Origin of the sequence: Acuticoccus sp. I52.16.1, from assembly GCF_022865125.1 — a bacterium.
Lineage (GTDB): Bacteria > Pseudomonadota > Alphaproteobacteria > Rhizobiales > Amorphaceae > Acuticoccus.
In genome coordinates this window covers 4142429-4159563 of sequence record NZ_CP094828.1, presented here as the reverse complement: position 1 = coordinate 4159563, position 17135 = coordinate 4142429, and the positions used below count along the sequence as shown (strand labels likewise).

The window sequence follows — 17135 nt, the reverse complement described above, 5'->3', positions numbered from 1 at the left end:
ACGGCATTCTTTCCCAGGGACGTGGTCCCTTCAAGCGGGCCGGACAAGGCGTGATCTGGTGCAGGGGAACCCGTTCGGCCATCACCTGCGTGTCGCGCTCGCTCGCGATACTTGATAACATCGTCATCAGCGAGTCGCCCATGCTGCCTGTCATCCCGTTTCCGGCCATCGATCCGAATGCAATTGTCATTCCGATCCCTTTCGCCGACCTCTCGATCCCGATCCGCTGGTATGCCCTGGCCTATATCGCCGGCATCCTGCTGGGCTGGCTCTACGCAAGGTGGCTGGTGCGGACCCCGGCTTTGTGGGGCACCCGCCCGCGCCCAGGCGTCGCGGACATCGACGACCTCGTCACCTGGGTCACGCTTGGCATCGTCGTCGGCGGGCGGCTCGGCTATATCCTCTTCTACGACCTTGGTGTGTACCTCGCCGACCCCATCAAGATGATACGCATCAACGATGGCGGCATGGCGTTCCACGGCGGGCTCCTCGGCGTGATCGTCGCGGTGGCGGCCTTCTGCCGGCACAAGCGCGTGCCCTTCGTCGCGGTGTTCGACGTGATCGCCGTGGTGGTGCCGCTCGGACTTTTCTTCGGCCGCCTCGCCAACTTCGTGAACGGCGAGCTGTGGGGCCGGCCGACGGACGTCCCCTGGGCGATGGTCTTTCCCGACCCGCGCGCGGGCGACCTCCCCCGCCACCCCAGCCAGCTCTACCAGGCGGCGCTGGAGGGCGCGCTCCTTCTCGCCGTCCTCGCCGTGGTCGTGCGCATGGGCGGCCTCAGGCGGCCGGGGCTGACGCTCGGCCTCTTCGGCGCGGGCTACGGTGTGGTGCGGCTCGTCGGCGAGACCTTCCGCATGCCGGACCCGCAGCTCGGCTTTCTCTTCGGCCCCGTCACCATGGGAATGCTGCTGTCGCTGCCGATGGTGCTGATCGGCGGGGCGATCGTGTGGCGGGCACTGGCGCGGCCGGCCTACCCCGCGGCCGCGCCGCCCGCGGCGGAGGCGACGTGACCCCGGTCGCCGAGCGGCTCCACCGCCGCATCGCGCAGGCCGGCCCGGTCACGGTCGCCGAGTACATGAGCACCTGCCTCACCGACCCGGACGGCTACTACGCCCGCCGCGAGCCCTTCGGCAGCGCCGGCGACTTCATCACCGCGCCTGAGATCAGCCAGATGTTCGGCGAGATCGTCGGCGCCTTCGTGCTCGACCGCTGGATCGCCGACGGGCGCCCGGCCCCGTTCGACCTCGTCGAGCTCGGGCCGGGACGCGGCACGCTGATGCGCGACGTGCTGCGGGTGTGCGCCACCGACCCGCGCTTCGTGGCGGCGAGCCGGGTGGTGCTGGTGGAGGCTTCGGACCGGCTGCGGCAGGTGCAGCGGCGCAGCCTCGCCCCGCTGCACCCCAACATCGCGTGGACCGACCGGCCGCCGACCGAGCGCCCCTTCTACCTCGTCGCCAACGAGTTCTTCGACGCGCTGCCGGTGCGCCAGCTGGTGCGCCGTGACGGCCGCTGGTTCGAGCGGGTCGTCGGCCTCACCGGCGATGCGCTGGCATTCGGCCTCTCCCCCTTCCCCATCCCGTTCGCCGCCGAGGCCGAGGATGGCGCGGTGCGCGAGCTGCGCCCGGCGGCCGACGCCCTCGTCGCTTCGCTCGCCCGCGCCCTCGTCACCCACGACGTCGGCGCCGCGCTCGTCGTCGACTACGGCTACGCCGCCGCGGAAAGCGGCGAGACGCTGCAGGCGGTGCGGGGGCACGCCTATGTCGACGTGCTGGACCGGCCGGGCGAATCGGACCTCTCCGCGCATGTCGACTTCGGCGCGCTCGCGGCGGCGGCGCGGACGGCGCGGGCGCACACGCACGGCCCGGTCGACCAGGGCGACTTCCTCGTCGCGCTGGGGCTGCTGCAACGCGCCGGGGCGCTCGGCTCGCGCGCCAGCGCCGATGAACGGGCGATGATAGAGGCCGTGGTGCGCCGCCTCGCCGGCGACGGCGAGGGCGAGATGGGCACCCTCTTCAAGGCGCTGGCGATCACCCCGCGCCCGGCCACGCCCCCCGGTTTCGCGGTTGTGAACGAACCGGGCGACTGATAGGAGCGGCGGTCTGACCCAAACGAGGGACCTCACGTGATCCGTCCGCCGAACCCGATCTCGGCTGAAAGCCTCGTGCTGCCGCGGATCCGCCATGCCTTCTTCACCCGCGAGGGCGGCGTGTCGACCGGGCTCTACGCCACGCTCAACGCCGGCACCGGCTCGGCCGACGACCAGGACGCCGTCACCCGCAATCTCGCCCGCATCGCCGAGCACATGGGCGTGGCACCGGACCACCTGGTCCTGCGCTTCCAGACCCACTCGGCGATCGCCCACACCGTCACCGCGCCGACGCGCGAGCGGCCGGAGGCGGATGCGATGGTCACCGCCGTCCCCGGCATCGCGCTCGGCATCCGCACGGCGGACTGCGCGCCGGTCCTGTTCGCGGACCCGAGGGCCGGCGTGGTGGGCGCGGCGCATGCCGGCTGGCGCGGCGCCGTCGGCGGCGTCCTGGAGGCGACGCTGGAGGCGATGGCGGCAGCCGGCGCCGATATGAACGACGTGGTCGTCGCCATCGGCCCGACCATCGCCCGGACCTCCTACGAGGTCGGCCCGGAGCTGAAGGCCGCCGTCGAGGCGCAGACCCCGTCCGGCATCGACACCGACCCGTTCTTCGCCCCCTCCTCGGCCGCGGGGCGGCTGATGTTCGACCTGCCCGGCTACGTCGCCGCGCGCCTCGCGCTGGCCGGCGTGCGCCGGGTCGAGGCCCTGGACTGCGACACCTACACCGACGAGGCGCGCTTCTACTCCTACCGGCGGCGCACCCACCGCGAGGAACCCGGCCAAGGCAGCCTCCTCGCGGCGATCTCACTGGAGGCCTGACGATGGCGTTGCACTTCACCCGCGACGAGTTCGAGGCGCGCATGGACCGCCTCCAGGCCGAGATGAAAGAGCACCGGCTCGACGCGATGCTCCTATTCAGCCAGGAGAGCATGTACTGGCTGACGGGATACGACACGTTCGGCTTCGTCTTCTTCCAGTGCCTCATCGTGACCAAGGCGCGGCGGATGGCGCTGCTGACCCGCTCGGCGGACCTGCGCCAGGCACGGCAGACCTCGATCATCGAGGAGATCATCGTGTGGACCGACCGCGCCGGGGCCGACCCCGCCAAGGCGCTGAAGGACCACCTCTTCGAGATGGACCTCCTCGGCTGCCGCCTCGGCATCGAGACCGACACGCACGGGCTGACGGCCAAGAACGGCAAGCGCGTCGAGGAGCAGTTGGAGAACTTCGGCACCCTCGTCGAAGCCTCGCCGATCATCCCGGAGCTGCGCAGCGTCAAGAGCCCGGCGGAGATCGAGTGCGTGCGCAAGGCCGGCCGCCTCGCCGACGATGCGCTGAAGGCCGGCCTTGCTCTTACCAAGCCCGGCGCGGACGAGGGTGCCATCCTCGCCGCCATGCAGGGCGCGGTGTTCGCCGGCGGGGGTGACTATCCGGCCAACGAATTCGTCATCGGCTCGGGCGACAAGGCGCTGCTGGTGCGCTACGCCGCCGGGCGCCGCCGGCTTGACGCGAACGACCAGCTGACGCTGGAATTCGCCGGCACCTACCGCCACTACCACGTCGCGATGATGGAGACGGTGGTGCTGGGCGAACCGCGCCCGCGCCACCGCGAGATGTACGACGCGGCCGAGGCCGCGCTCACCGAAGTGCGCAGAACGATGCGCCCGGGCAACACCTTCGGGGATGTGTTCGACGCCCATGCCCGCGTGCTGCACGAGCGTGGTATGGGTAGCCTCCGGCTGAACGCCTGCGGCTACTCGTTGGGCGCGGCGTTCACCCCGTCCTGGATGCAGTGGCCGATGTTCTACCCCGCCAACCCTGCCGAGATCGTGCCCAACATGGTGCTGTTCGCGCACATGATCCTGCTCGACTCGGAAAGCGGCACGGCGATGAACCTGGGCCGCACCTTCCTGACGACCGATGGCGAGCCGGAGCCCCTCTCCGCGCTCGAGCCCCGCTTCCTGACGCGATGAAGCCGGCGCTGGCCCTCCTGAGCGTCCTGGCGCTCGCCGCGTGTGACGCGCCGAAGCTGACGGGCCTCGCCACCGGCCTCGACATGAACGCCTATTCGCCGATGCCCGCGCCCGGCCGGCCCGAGGACGCGAGCTTCGCCTTCGAGCCGTTCCCCGGCATGCCCGGCAACGTCGGCGACGAGTTGCAGCGGCGGCTGTGGCGGCGGATGGAGAACGAGGGCCTGACGGTCATCAAGCGGCCGGGCGGGCGGGCGATGTTCACCATCGAGGGCACGCTGACGGCGGTCTCGGAAGACACCAACTCGCTGGTCTTCTACGTGTTCGAGGTGAAGGACGTGGCCGGGCAGCGATTGCACCGGATCTCCGGCACCAAGCGCTCCAACTCCACCGAAGGCGACCCGTGGGCCTCGGTCGACGAGCGCGATCTGGACATCATCGCCCGGCGTGTCGCCGCGCTGGTGCGGGCGTGGCTCTACTCGGACGCGTGAGCCGCGCCGGGCCGTTACGCCCGTTTCGTGACGATGGCGTGACCGAATTGCCGCACGCGTCCCCGCATCAGCTGTGCTTAACGCGTTCCGCGTGGTCTCAAATCTTGGTACGAAGCGACCGGACGCCCTATCAGTGCGCTTCTCGCAATCCAACGGCGGCGCCATGAAACTCGTTGCAGGCAATTCCAACCGCGCTTTGGCCGAGGCGATCTCGCAATATCTCGACCTTCCGCTGACGGAGTGTGCCGTCCGCCGGTTCGCGGACCAGGAGGTCTTCGTCGAGATCCGCGAGAACGTGCGCGGCGCGGACGTCTTCGTCATCCAGTCGACGAGCTTCCCGGCCAACGACAACCTGATGGAGCTCCTCATCATCATCGACGCGCTGGTGCGCGCGTCGGCCCGGCGCATCACCGCGGTGGTCCCCTATTTCGGCTACGCGCGGCAGGACCGGAAGATGGGCGGGCGCACGCCGATCTCGGCCAAGCTGGTCGCCAACATCATCACCCGCGCCGGCGCCGACCGCGTGCTGACGGTTGACCTCCACGCCGGCCAGATTCAGGGCTTCTTCGACATCCCGACCGACAACCTCTACATCGCCCCGGTGATGAGCCGCGACATCAAGGAGCGCTACACGCTCGACAACCTGATGGTGGTCTCGCCGGACGTCGGCGGCGTGGTGCGGGCGCGCGAGCTCGCCAAGCGGATCGACGCGCCGCTCGCCATCGTCGACAAGCGGCGCGAGCGGCCAGGCGAGTCGGAGGTGATGAACATCATCGGCAACGTCGCCGGGCGCGACTGCCTGTTGTTCGACGACATCGTCGATTCCGGCGGGACGCTGTGCAACGCGGCCGACGCGCTGCTGGCCAACGGCGCCAAGAGCGTCGCCGCCTACATCACGCACGGCGTGCTGTCGGGCGGCGCGGTGGCGCGGATCGAGGCCTCCCGGCTCGACGAGCTGGTGATCACGGACTCGATCGCCGTCACCGAGCCGATCGACGCGGCGGACAAGTTGCGCGTGGTGTCGATCGCGCCGTTGATCGGCGAGGCGATCTCGCGCACGGCGCTGGAAAAGTCGGTCTCGAGCCTCTTCGACTGAGGCTCCGCGCCCGGTCGCCTGCCCGGTCGTCTGCCCGGTCGCGGGCACGCACGACGACGCGCGGCGCGCGCTCCGCGACATCCCGGTGAAACTGTCGGATGGCCTGGTCCAGACCGGGCTCGGCCCGGTTGGGATCCCGCCGGGCGAAGCCCGGTGCGGCTCAGGCGGCGCCGGGGCGGCCCCGTTCGGGGCGCGCCGAGCGCGGCCTCAGGCCGCGGCGGTGCGGGTGTAGCTGTGCTGCGCGTCGCTGGCCGAGGCGCCGAGCGCGTCGAAGAAGCCGTCGATGTCGCGCAGCTCCTCCTCGACGGCCTCGCGGCGGCCGGTGAGATCGTCGATCGTGGTGGTGAGGTTGCGGCGACGCTCGCGCGCGGCCCGCGCCACCGTGGAATAGGCGAAGTTGGCCGGGTCGGCGACGCCCGAACGGCGCTCCTCCCCTTCGATCTGCTTGCCCAGCTCGACGCGGATCACCTCGAGATCGGCAATCATGCGCTCGTACTGAGCGAGCTGGCGGCGCAACGCCGCCGCCTGGAACTCTTTCGCCTGAATCGTGCTTTCGCGCGGCTTCATAGTGGTTGCCCCCGGTATTTCTGAGCGAGGTGCACCCTAGCCACCGCGACTTGCCATTTGGTTCGCCGGCTCTGTCCAAACCGGGACGCTGCGTTAACCAGAGGGAGGGAAAGCCTGTCCGGGCTTTGAACGAACCGTCTCGACCGCACCGGCTTTCTTTCCCTTCGATTCACTCTGTCTCGTCGCCGGCAGGACGCGTGCGTCGAAAACCCCTGGGTCGACGCGGGATTCGCCCTCCCCCGGCCCGCCCATCTAAGCGGCCTATGGTTACGGCTTCGTGCCCAGCCGCCGGCCGATTGGATCGGTTGCCGACAAAAATGCGCAACGAATGGCGATCCGGGACGGCGCACGAACTGACGTTCGCGCGATATCATGCTGAAGATTCAATGAATTTCCGGATCGCGCAGGCGCTGGGCGGTTGCCGCGGGGAATCGACGTGTTAAGGGTTGTGTGGCGGCGATGCCACAGGCCCCGCTGGGCTAACCCCGCAGAAAACCTGGGATCGATAGGTTGCCGCCCTGTAAAGCCTAACGCGCGAAGGGCGGCGATTAAGCAATCGTTTACCGGATCCGCTCATGGTCGTCCTCGTCTTCCGCGCGGCAATGCGAAAGTCTTGGACAAGCCTCTCGCAGTGCGCCGGACGATGCACCGTTTTGGTACCAAGGATTCGGCACTGAATCGGCGATTCCGCTCCGGGTCGTTGGCCCGAACCGAAATATACGAAGACCCGCTTTCCGGCGGATCGCATGAGGGGACTTGCATGCGCGTTCTATTGATCGAGGATGACAGCGCCACCGCTCAGTCCATCGAGCTCATGCTGAACTCCGAGCGGTTCAACGTCTACACGACGAACCTCGGCGAAGAAGGCATCGACCTCGGTAAGCTGTACGATTACGATATCATCCTCCTCGATATCAATTTGCCCGACATGTCCGGGTACGAGGTCCTGAGGACGCTGCGCGTCTCCAAGATCGACACGCCGATCCTGATCCTGTCGGGTCTCGGCAACATCGAAGACAAGGTGCGGGGTCTGGGCTTCGGGGCCGACGACTACCTCACCAAGCCCTTCCACAAGGACGAGCTGGTGGCGCGCATCAACGCCATCGTGCGGCGCTCCAAGGGCCACGCCGAGTCGATCATCCGCACCGGCGAGCTGGCGGTGAACCTCGACACCAAGACGGTCGACGTCGACGGGCAGCGGGTCCACCTCACCGGCAAGGAGTACCAGATGCTGGAACTCCTCTCCCTGCGCAAAGGGACCACGCTCACCAAGGAGATGTTCCTGAACCATCTCTATGGCGGCATGGACGAGCCGGAGCTGAAGATCATCGACGTCTTCATCTGCAAGCTGCGCAAGAAGCTCTCGGCGGCGACCGGCGGGCGCAACTACATCGAGACGGTCTGGGGCCGCGGCTACGTGCTGCGGGAGCCGGAACCCGAAGTCCGCCGCGAAATGGCATGAGCGGGGGGACCATGGTCCCCGACAGTCAGGCAACGCCAAACGCCTCGGCCCTTCTCCAAGGGCCGAGGCGTTTCAGCGTCAAGTGCCTTAACGAATTGGGCCGCGCCGCGGCCACGGTGCGGCCGCGCGGGGGCGCGCCTCCGGGCCGGGGCCGGGGCCGGGGCCCCGGCGTGTCAGAGCGGGACGGTGCGGAAGGTCATGCGCGAGCCGTCGGAGGCGACGTCCACCCGCCAGCCGCCGCTTTCGGCGAGCATGGCGATGATCTTCGCCTGGACGCCCTGCGGCTCGGTGACGTCGCCGCTGCCGCCCACCACGTCGACGAAGGGCGGGTTGCGCAGGGTGTCGCCCGCGGCGGTGACGGTGATCGCGCCGTCGACGTGCTCCACGGTCACCGTACCGCCGCGCGGCACCGCGCCGAGCGCGTAGGTGGCGAGGAGCATGCCGAGCTTGACCGCGATGCGCGGCTCGGCCGGGCCGGCCCAGGCCCAGTCCAACGACGCCCGCTCGCCCTTGAAGAGCTCGCCGGTCAGCCGTCCCGCCTCGCCGGGATCGAGGACGTCCGCCCCGCCGGCGGCGCCGTAGGCCATGCGCGCGAATTGCAGCTTGGCGCTGGCCTGGTGTGCGCTCTTCTTGATGAGGTCGATGGCCATCTCGGCCATCGCCTCGTCCTCGGCCATCAGCTCCAGGCCGTTCTGAATCGCGCCCACAGGGCCGACGATGTCGTGGCACAGGCGCGAGGCCATCAGGCTCGCAAGGTCGAGTTCGCTTTGCATCTGTTTCCCCGTGGCGCGCGAACGGCGCCGCGCATCGAGACGTGTTCGAGACCATGATTCGGCGATCGGTCACCCCGCCCGCCGCGTCCTGAACCCTAGCCCCTGAAGTCGGAGGTGTCCCATGTTGCGCCAGGTTGTCCCCGTCGCTGCGCTCGGCGCGGCCCTCGCGTGTGCCCCTGCATCCGCGCAGACGTCCTATCAGCCCGCCCCCTACGCCGCGGCGGCCCCCACCCAGACCGCGGCCGTCACCAGCGAGCCGGAGGTGCAACGCGTCAACACCTACACGGCGCAGGAGCTGCTCGCCGCCGGACAGGATTATTTCGGCGCCACCTCCGGCAGCCTCGCCCAGCTCCTGCAACAGGCCTTCTCGCGCTTCGGCCAGCCCAACGGCTACATCCTCGGCGAGGAGGCCTCCGGCGCGATCTTCGGCGGGCTGCGCTATGGCGAGGGTGTCCTCAACACCACCCAGCTCGGCCGGCACAAGATCTTCTGGCAGGGCCCGTCGATCGGCTGGGACTTCGGCGGCTCGGGCAGCCGCGTCATGATGCTCGTCTACAATCTGCGTGACGTACAGGCGATGATGGGCCGCTTCGGCGGGGTCGAGGGGCAGGCCTATGCGCTGGGCGGGCTCGGCATGAACGTCGTCGTCGCGGGGGAGATGGTGGTGGTGCCGGTGCGCACCGGTGTCGGCGCGCGGCTCGGCCTCAACGTCGGATATCTGAAGTTCACGCCGCAGCCCACGTGGAACCCGTTCTGAAGCCTACTTAACGGTCGTGACAGGCTTCCTCGGGGCGGAGTATGAGAGGCCCAACTCCGGCCCATTCACGAGGTGACCCCGTTGTTCGATGACCTCACCCTCCCGCTCATCGCCCTCGGTGCGGTCGTGGCCTTCATCGTGCTGGCGATCATCTCCTCGGTGATGAGCAAGCGCTCGCGCCGCGAGTCGGTCGATCTGGCCGCCATGCAGGCCGAGAAGGACGTGATGCGTGCCAACCACGCGGTGGAGATCGCGGCGCTGGAGCGGCGGCTCGCCGCGGCGCAGTCCCGCGGCCACGGCGGCGGCGACAGCGCCATCAAGATCGCCGAGCAGGAGGGCATCGCGGCGGGTCTGCGCAAGGAGATCGAGCGGCTGAAGCACGACGCGGCGCATCGGCAGCAGGGCCTGCACGCCCTCACCGAGGAACGCGACAGCCTGGCCCGCACGTTGAGCGAGCGCACCGCCGAACGCGACAAGGCCGCCGCCGACGCGGCGAAGGCCGACGCCGAGGCCAAAGAGCGCGCCAGGACCATCACCGAGCTGCGCCAGGAACTCGCCACCGCGACCAATCGCCTGGTCCGCCCCGACGCGGCGCCGAGCGGGCCGACCTCGGGCGATTTCGCCGCCGCGCAGGCGGCCAAGGGCGTCGCCGAGCGGGAGGCGAAGGCGCTGCGCGAGGAGCGGGACACGCTGCGCGCCCGGCTGGAGGAGCGGGTGACCGGCACCGTCGCCGACCTCGTGGAGGCCCGCAAGACGATCGCTGCGCGCGACACCACCATCGCCGAGCTGCGCGCCGCGCTCGCCCCACGCGCCACCGACACGGAGGACCAGGTCTCCTCGCTCACCGCCGCGCTGCACGCGGTGGAGGGGCGCGAGCGGATCGCCAACCAGCAATTGTCGCGCCTGTCCTATGACCTCGATCAGCTCCGCGGCACCATCGCCTCCCACGAGCGGGTCGAGAGCGAGGCGCGGGCGAAGGTGGAGAAGAACGAGGCGTTGCTGGAGCTGCGCCAGCAGAAGATCTACGAGCTGGAGGCGCGCGTGCGCGAGCTCGGTGCCGCGGCGCGCGAGGGTGGCACCGACCCGCGCCTGGGGGCGCTGGAGGAGCGGCTCGACACCGTGCGCGGAGAGAAGGACGCCCTGCTGAGCGAGCTGGAGGCGATGCGCCGCGACATGGACGCGGCCGCCAACGCCACGCCCGACGGCGGCGAGTTGGCCGCGCTGCGCCGCGACGTCGAAGCGCTGCGGGCCGAGAACGCGGCGCTGAAGTCGGCGGGCGCGGCAAGCCCGGACGAGGTGGCGGCCCTGCGTGAGGAGCTGCGCACCCTGGCGGAGAAGTTCATCACGATGGCCGGCACCGCACCGACGGGCAAGCCGGGCGAAGAGCCGTCGCTCGCCGAGCGCATCCGCGCCTTCAAGGCCGCCCGCGCCTCCAGCTGATTGCGGCGCCGCCGGGGCGGCGCGAGCGCGCGGGGGCGTCAGAGGCTGGTCAGCGCCTCGCCGCGACGCACGGCGCTCTCCTTCACGGTCTCGCGAATGGTGGGGCTGCGGGCCAGCAGGCGGCGGAAACGCGTCTCGTCCAGCACCAGGAGGGTCGAGAGCGTGATCGAGCGGGTCTCGGCGCGCAGCGGGCGCTGCTCCAGGATCGACAATTGGCCGAACATTTCGCCGCGCCCGAGCCGCCAGGTCTGCCCCGCCCGCTCCATCTCCACCGCGCCCGAGGCGATGAAGTAGACGCTCTTGGCCACCGTGTCCCTGGCGATGATCACCTCGCCGGTGTTGGCGTAGTGAGTGACGAGGTTCTGCCCCAATCGCCGGCGGGTCGGCTCGTCGAGGTCGGCGAACAGGGGGAACTGCTGCACCAGCTCGGCCCGCTGCAGCAGCAGATCGAGCTTGGGGCGGCGCTCGGCGGCGGACCGGCGGGCGGTCAGCCCCTGCATCAGCGAGGTGTGCAGCTCGGCGCCGATGAGCCCGTCGTCGCGCATCGCGGTGTACTCGCGCTCCTCGAGGCGCAACGCGGTGCGACGGATGAAGCGGCGCTCCATCTCCTCGGCATAGCCCGGATATTGCAGGCGCAGGCCGTCGAGCGCGGTCTCCAGGTTGTCCACCCGGCGGGCGACCAGGTCGTGCAGCAGGTCGGCCACGCGGCGACCGTGGATGCGGCGGATGCGCCCGTCGATGAACCCGTCGAGGTCGCGCAGGATGAGGCGGCGTGACAGGAGCGCCTCGAACCGGTCCGCCGTCATGCGCCCGAGCGGGGCGGCGATGCCCAGCCGGCTCTGCAGATTCGCCGCCATCTGGAAGGAGCGGCCGTAGGCGAGGCTCTCGCGCGCGGTGTGCTCGTAGAGGGAGCGCCCGCCGCGCGCCGCCTCGATCAGCCGGTCGGCCTCGCGCAGCAGCGTCTCGGCGAGACGCGCCGAGATCATCCGCTCGCGCATGCGGGCGATGATGGTGTCCCGCTCGGCGGCGGCGACGGCGATCAGCCCCAGCGTGATCCGGTCGCGGTCGAGCAGGTGCTCGTGGTCCTCCGCCGCCTTCACCGCCCGATCGAGCCGCTCGGCGAAGCGCTTGGCCTCGGAACGCACGATGGTCTGCGTCAGCTCGTAGTTCTCGGTGGAGCGCGAGACGTCCTCGCGCACGCTCTGCAACGCGACGGCGACGACCTGCTTGGAGAGTGCCTCGTCGAGCGGCGACAGGCGGTCGAGGCCGAGGCGGCCGATCACCCAGCGCAGCGTCGTCCCCTGCACGATGAGGGTGAAGAGGACGAACCCGGTCGCCAGGATGCCGACCACGCGCTTGGTCTCCATCGGCACGCGGATGCTCTCGGTGACGGCGAGCGCCAGCGCCAGCGTGACCGCCCCGCGCAGGCCCCCCCACAGGATCGCCGCGCGGTAGGGCCGCTCGACGACGGGTGAGACCTTCAGCCGCGACAGGAGCGGCAGCAGGCCGAAGAGGATCACCGCCCGCGCCGCGACGGCCGCGACGACCACCACCCCGACGAGGGCAAGGTCGTCGACCCGCAAGCCCTCGAGGAGGCGGGGAATGAGGAGCGCGGCGAGGATGAAGATGAGCGCGCCGGCCCAGTGCGCCAGGAGGCTCCAGACCTCGCGCATGTTGGCCCAGGCAGCCGGCGGCAGCCGCCCGGGAGCGGTGAGGTTCAGCGTCAATCCCGCGGCGACGACGGCGATGACGCCCGACGCGCCGATGCTCTGCTCGGCGACGATGTAGGCGATGTAGGGCAGCGCGGCGGAGATGGAGATCAACGCCAGCTCGTAGCGCGCGAACATCGCCATCACAGACACCGCGAGACGCGCCAGGACGAGCCCGGTCGCCGCGCCGCCGAGGATGAGCACCGGGAACTGGCCGAGCGCGCTCAAGAGGGACGGGTTGGGGATCCCCATCATGACGAAGCCCATGAAGAGGCCGAACAGCGCGATCGCCGCGGCATCGTTCAGGAGACTCTCACCCTCGATGATGCGTGCCAGCCGCTGCGGCGCGGAGATCGACCGGAAGATCGAGACCACCGCCGACGGGTCGGTGGTGGAGACGATGGAGCCGATGAGCAGGCAGGCCGCCAACGGCAGCGCGCCGGTGAGATAGAGGCCGTAGCCGACCGAGAGCGTCGCGACGACCACGGCGACGACGGCGAGCACCAGGATCGGCACCCAGTCGTCCAGCATCCGCCGCACGTTCACGCCGAGCATGGCCTGGAACAACAACGTCGGCAGGAAGACGTAGAGGAAGACATTGGAGCGTATTGGAAAGTCGAGAATCGCGGTCGCGATCGGATTCAGCGCGTCCGTCAGCTCGGTGCGCAGGAAGAACGTAGCCGCCAACGCGATGAGAATGCCGAGGCCGGCGAGGATCACCGTGTAGGGGAGCCGCAGACGGGCCGCGAGCGGCTCGGCCGCCCCGATCACGAGGAACAGCGACGCAATGACTGCGGTAACGAGAATAATGTCCATGCAACTGACTGGGTAGGCGACGGAGGGAGCCGGGCGAACATCGCATCATTCGCGCCGGGATGCAGCACTCATCGCCCGTTCGCCGCCCTGCCGGCGTGGGTGCGCCCCTTGCGCGGATCGCGCCCGTCAGCCGGTGGGGGCAAGCGGGCGGCGCCGGGGCGCGGGGCGGGCCTCATCGGCGGCGGCGACGGTGCCGTACTCACGCGCGATCTCGATGAAGGCGGCCACCTCCGGCCGCGCCCGGATGCGCTTGCGGAAGACGAGATGCTCGTGCAGCACGAGCCCGGACTCCGGCTGGTGGATCGGCAGGTAGCGCAGCCGCGGGTCGGGCGGGCACTCCGACATCGCGAACGCCGTGACTCCGATCTTGGCGGCCACCGCCTCGCGCAGCGCTTCCCGATCGCCGATCTCGACCACCTCGTGCGGACTGACGCCGAGGCGCGCCATCGCCTGCTCCAGCAGGCTGCGTGTGCGCGAACTCGCCTCACGCAGCAGCAGCACCTCCGACGCCAGGACCCCGACGCCGACATGGCGCATGCGCGTCAGCGGATGATCACGCCACACGCACAGCGACAGCCCCTCGCTCTGCAACGGCAGGCCGATGAAATCGGCACCGAGGGTCGGCTCGACGGTGATGCCGACGTCCGCCTCCCCCTCCTCCAACTGCGACATGATGGTGGCCTTGGAGGCGACGGTGATCGCGACGGCGACGTTGCGGTGACGGTCTCGAAACCGCTTGAGGAGGCGCACTGCAAGGGGCGGAGAATCCGACACCACACGCAGGTTGCCCCCGTCGAGCGTGCCCTCGTGGGCGAGCGCGTCTTCCACTTCGGCCGCCGCGCGCATCAGCCGCTCCACCGCCGCGAAGACCTGTGCCCCGTCGGCCGTCAACGCCAGCCCGCGCCCGCGCCGCTCGAACAGGTGGACATCCGATTCCGTCTCGAGCGCCTTCAGATGCTGCGAGATCGTCGGCTGTGAGACGTTGAGCATGTGCGCCGCTCGCCCGACGCCCCCCTCGCGAAAGACGTAGTAGAAGGCGCGGATCTGCGCGAAATTCATAGCGTGCGCCTATGTGAATACGAGAGGATATCGGTCAGAGCCCCTCAATCGTATAGTCTGGCGTGCCGTTCCAGACGAGGCGCCAGCTCGACCCCGGGCGGACATTCTGGATGATGCCGGGGTCGAAGGCGACGAGGCAGCGACCGCCGGTGCGGCGGACCGAGGGATAGAGCATCCCCCGGTGCCCCTGGCGCCGCAGCGTGAGCGCCAGGGCCTGGCCGGCCGCGTAGCCGACGTCGGGATCGGGGTCGAGCGCGGGATCGTCCGCCGCGCCGGCGAGATCGGGAAAGGTGCCGATGAAGTCGGCCAGGATTTCGACGTAGCGGGCTTCGCCCTGGTAGATGCCGACGTATCCCAGCTCGCGCGTGCGGTGATAGCCGACCTCCTCCGCCGAGGTGAGCACGTCGTAGCTGCAGTACCAGGCGCCGCGCTCGGGACCGTTGAAGCGGTTGCCGGTGGGGCGCGTGTAGATGAAGGCGGCGTTGATGTGGGTCTGCCCGTAGACCTTCAGATCGTTGGCGCGCCGGGCGAAGACCAGCTCGCGGCGGTCCAGTGCGACGCTCCCTTCCCGCTCGGCGATCAGCCGCGCGCTGGTGAGGCCCTCCAGCTCGGCGAGGACGGCGGCCTCCTCGTCGCTGTCGACGAGGCCGCGCAGGACGGGAGGCTTGTGGTGGGTCTCCGAGATGAGGCGGACGAGCCCGCGGTCGTTGATCTCGGTCAGCTTCAAGCGCCGCCCCGCAGCGCGTCGACATAGGTGCGGACCCGCAGGATCTTCGGCAGACCTCCGGCGATCATGGCGTCGATGGGACGCTCGCCGTCGAACAGCGGGCCGCGGTTCGCGTGCTTGACCCACGTGTGAGACAATGGGGCGTCGAAATACAGCTCCAGCGATTTGTAGACGCCGACGATCGCACTGAGCCGGAGCAACTGGTCACGGGTCAACTCGCCCGCGAAGGTGGGCTTCTTGGCGCGCTTCCAGGTCGATTCGGACATATCCGCCAGGTCGGCGGCCTCACGACCGCTCAAGGCCCAGATGTCGGCAATCCTGCCGAACGCCTTCAACCCGACCGCCTGGGCGTCGACCGCAGGCCGCTCCTGAATGGCATGGACCATGGCTGTCCCTCCTCCTGGGACCGAGAATAGGTCCATATGACCCGAATTTCAAGTCCATATGACGAGGCTGGTTCTGAACCCACCGAAGCCGAAACGGAGCCCGCGCATGGACTTCAGGCGCAAATGCGGGAAGGCTTGGTGTCGGCTGCCGCAAGCGGCGAATCGGCGACGAACCGTCATGCCCATCGTCGCACCGCCGCGCCGGCACGAAACCACATCGAAGGACGACCCGTGATGTACCGCAGCTATCTCTTCGTACCTGGCGACCGCCCAGAGCGGTTCGACAAGGCGGTCGCCTCGGGGGCGGACGTGGTCATCCTCGACCTCGAAGACGCGGTCCTGCCGGAAGGCAAGGCCGGCGCGCGCAAGGCGGTCGCCGAATGGCTCGACGGCGGGGGGCGCGCGGCCCTGCGCATCAATGCGGCGGGCACGCCCTGGCATCAGGACGACCTCGCCCTCGCCGGGCACGCGAATGTCATGGTGGTGATGGTCCCGAAGGCGGAAGATGCGGCGACCCTGGCGCAGATCGGCGCCGCGTTGCCGGCCGGCCGCGCGCTCGTCCCGTTGATCGAGACGGCCGAGGGCCTCCTCGAAGCGCGGGCGATCGCCAAGGTGGCGAACGTTCTTCAGCTGGCGTTCGGGTCGGTGGACTATCAGAACGACGTCGGCATCGGCGACGACGCGACCGCGTTCGACTTCGCGCGGTGCCAGATCGCGGTCGCTTCGGCGGCTGCGCGAATCGCACCGCCGGTGGACGGGGTGACGCTGTCGCTCGACGACCCGCAGCAACTCGCGACCGAGGTCCGCAACGCGCGCCGGTTGGGTTTTGGGGGGAAGCTGTGCATCCATCCGCGGCAGGTCGCGGGCGTCCACGAAGGGCTCGCGCCGGATGCGGCCGAACAGGAACACGCCCGAGCCATCGTCGCCGCAGCGGAAGCGGCGGGGGTCGGCGCCGTCCAATTGGACGGGCGGATGATCGATCGGCCGGTGGTGGAGCGGGCACGGCGCCTCATCGCGGCCGTGACGGAGGGCTGACCCGATGACTCCCACGAACCCGCCCGAGATCGTCGCCGACGAACTGACGCTGATCGCCCGCCTGATCCCGCTCGACGGGGCGCGGGTGCTCGATGTCGGCTGCGGCGGGGGTACGTTGACGCACGCCCTCGTCGAGAAAGCCGCCGCGGCGGAGGCCACGGGGATCGACCTTGCCGACGCCCTGCCGTCGAGCACCGACACGCCCGGCGTCCACTTCCGCGCCGGTTCGGCCGAGGCGCTGCCGGCGCAGGATGCCAGCGTGGACGTGGTCTTGATGATGAAGTCACTGCACCATGTGCCGGTGCCGGCGATGGACAAGGCGCTCGAGGAGATCGCCCGCGTGCTGGTGCCGGGCGGCATGCTCTACGTGTCCGAGCCCGTCGCTCGCGGCCCGTTCGACGAGATCATGCGCAACTTCCACGACGAGGCGCAGGTTCGGGCCGAGGCGCAGGCCGCCCTCGCGCGCTGCCGGGTGTTGGAGCCCGTGCAAGCGTTCACCTTCCTGTCGCCCGTCGCCTTCGTCGATTTCGCCGACTTCGAGCGCCGCATGATGCACATGCCGACGCTGTGGCGCCCGCTGACCCCGGACATGGTGACAGCGACACGCACCACCTACGACCGCCTCTCCGCCGCGGACGGTTCCTTTCGCGCCGACCGTGAAAACGCCGTCGCGGTGCTGCGCAAACCGGCCTGAGCGGCACACGGCGGCAAACGCAAAAAAGAGCCGGCCGGGGATCCCCCGGCCGGCTCTTCACGTC

General features: G+C 69.8%; 17 protein-coding genes. 11 read left to right on the top strand and 6 right to left on the bottom strand.

Features of this window, described 5'->3' with window-relative positions:
• Nucleotides 1-140 precede the first annotated feature (140 nt).
• The 6 genes from lgt to MRB58_RS18750 all read left to right on the top strand — a co-directional run bounded on the left by lgt (nucleotide 141) and on the right by MRB58_RS18750 (nucleotide 5646).
• Nucleotides 141-1010, top strand: coding sequence for a prolipoprotein diacylglyceryl transferase (gene lgt / locus MRB58_RS18775; RefSeq protein WP_244778618.1), 870 nt, complete (start codon nucleotides 141-143; stop codon nucleotides 1008-1010).
• Nucleotides 1007-2086 (top strand): class I SAM-dependent methyltransferase, encoded by a 1080-nt coding sequence (locus tag MRB58_RS18770; RefSeq protein WP_244778617.1) that lies wholly within the window; start codon nucleotides 1007-1009, stop codon nucleotides 2084-2086. The genes lgt and MRB58_RS18770 overlap by 4 nt, the downstream gene beginning before the upstream one ends.
• A 39-nt stretch (nucleotides 2087-2125) precedes the next feature.
• Nucleotides 2126-2908: a peptidoglycan editing factor PgeF gene (gene pgeF / locus MRB58_RS18765; RefSeq protein ID WP_371747304.1), complete on the top strand. Its 783-nt coding sequence runs from the start codon at nucleotides 2126-2128 to the stop codon at nucleotides 2906-2908.
• A gap of 2 nt (nucleotides 2909-2910) precedes the next feature.
• Nucleotides 2911-4062 carry a Xaa-Pro peptidase family protein gene (locus tag MRB58_RS18760; protein WP_244778615.1) on the top strand — a complete coding sequence of 384 codons (1152 nt, stop codon included), beginning with the start codon at nucleotides 2911-2913 and terminating at the stop codon, nucleotides 4060-4062.
• Entirely contained in the window at nucleotides 4059-4550 is a 492-nt protein-coding gene (locus MRB58_RS18755) for a hypothetical protein (protein WP_244778614.1), read from the top strand. Before MRB58_RS18760 ends, MRB58_RS18755 begins: the two co-directional genes overlap by 4 nt.
• A 163-nt stretch (nucleotides 4551-4713) precedes the next feature.
• Nucleotides 4714-5646, top strand: a complete 933-nt coding sequence (locus MRB58_RS18750; RefSeq protein ID WP_244778613.1) for a ribose-phosphate pyrophosphokinase — start codon at nucleotides 4714-4716, stop codon at nucleotides 5644-5646.
• A 207-nt stretch (nucleotides 5647-5853) separates the two neighbouring features.
• On the opposite strand, the gene MRB58_RS18745 is transcribed toward MRB58_RS18750, so the two are convergent.
• Complete coding sequence (locus MRB58_RS18745) at nucleotides 5854-6213, bottom strand: hypothetical protein (protein ID WP_244778612.1); 360 nt, start codon at nucleotides 6211-6213, stop codon at nucleotides 5854-5856.
• Between the two features lie 760 nt (nucleotides 6214-6973).
• Between MRB58_RS18745 and ctrA the strand changes: the two genes are divergently transcribed.
• Nucleotides 6974-7675, top strand: a complete 702-nt coding sequence (gene ctrA, locus MRB58_RS18740; protein WP_244778611.1) for a response regulator transcription factor CtrA — start codon at nucleotides 6974-6976, stop codon at nucleotides 7673-7675.
• A gap of 173 nt (nucleotides 7676-7848) precedes the next feature.
• On the opposite strand, the gene MRB58_RS18735 is transcribed toward ctrA, so the two are convergent.
• Nucleotides 7849-8448, bottom strand: a complete 600-nt coding sequence (locus MRB58_RS18735) for a histidine phosphotransferase family protein (protein ID WP_244778610.1) — start codon at nucleotides 8446-8448, stop codon at nucleotides 7849-7851.
• A 121-nt stretch (nucleotides 8449-8569) separates the two neighbouring features.
• On the opposite strand from MRB58_RS18735, the gene MRB58_RS18730 reads away from it, so the two are divergent.
• Together MRB58_RS18730 and MRB58_RS18725 are read left to right on the top strand one after the other, a co-directional pair.
• The gene (locus tag MRB58_RS18730) at nucleotides 8570-9205 is read left to right on the top strand and encodes a DUF1134 domain-containing protein (RefSeq protein ID WP_244778609.1); all 636 of its coding nucleotides are present in this window, start codon (nucleotides 8570-8572) and stop codon (nucleotides 9203-9205) included.
• Nucleotides 9206-9286: 81 nt separating this feature from the next.
• Nucleotides 9287-10645, top strand: coding sequence for a hypothetical protein (locus MRB58_RS18725; RefSeq protein ID WP_244778608.1), 1359 nt, complete (start codon nucleotides 9287-9289; stop codon nucleotides 10643-10645).
• 38 nt (nucleotides 10646-10683) lie between these two features.
• Here MRB58_RS18725 and MRB58_RS18720 read toward each other — a convergent pair whose 3' ends face one another.
• The 4 genes from MRB58_RS18720 to MRB58_RS18705 all read right to left on the bottom strand — a co-directional run bounded on the left by MRB58_RS18720 (nucleotide 10684) and on the right by MRB58_RS18705 (nucleotide 15342).
• A complete protein-coding gene (locus tag MRB58_RS18720; RefSeq protein WP_244778607.1) occupies nucleotides 10684-13170 on the bottom strand; it encodes a cation:proton antiporter in 2487 nt (828 codons plus the stop codon).
• A gap of 126 nt (nucleotides 13171-13296) precedes the next feature.
• Complete coding sequence (locus tag MRB58_RS18715) at nucleotides 13297-14229, bottom strand: LysR family transcriptional regulator (RefSeq protein ID WP_244778606.1); 933 nt, start codon at nucleotides 14227-14229, stop codon at nucleotides 13297-13299.
• Between the two features lie 34 nt (nucleotides 14230-14263).
• Complete coding sequence (locus MRB58_RS18710; RefSeq protein ID WP_244778605.1) at nucleotides 14264-14956, bottom strand: RES family NAD+ phosphorylase; 693 nt, start codon at nucleotides 14954-14956, stop codon at nucleotides 14264-14266.
• Entirely contained in the window at nucleotides 14953-15342 is a 390-nt protein-coding gene (locus MRB58_RS18705; protein ID WP_244778604.1) for an antitoxin Xre-like helix-turn-helix domain-containing protein, read from the bottom strand. Before MRB58_RS18705 ends, MRB58_RS18710 begins: the two co-directional genes overlap by 4 nt.
• Before the next feature lie 234 nt (nucleotides 15343-15576).
• On the opposite strand from MRB58_RS18705, the gene MRB58_RS18700 reads away from it, so the two are divergent.
• The gene (locus MRB58_RS18700; protein ID WP_244778603.1) at nucleotides 15577-16377 is read left to right on the top strand and encodes a CoA ester lyase; all 801 of its coding nucleotides are present in this window, start codon (nucleotides 15577-15579) and stop codon (nucleotides 16375-16377) included.
• Between the two features lie 4 nt (nucleotides 16378-16381).
• Nucleotides 16382-17071 (top strand): class I SAM-dependent methyltransferase, encoded by a 690-nt coding sequence (locus MRB58_RS18695; RefSeq protein ID WP_244778602.1) that lies wholly within the window; start codon nucleotides 16382-16384, stop codon nucleotides 17069-17071.
• The last annotated feature ends 64 nt before the right edge of the window (nucleotides 17072-17135 follow it).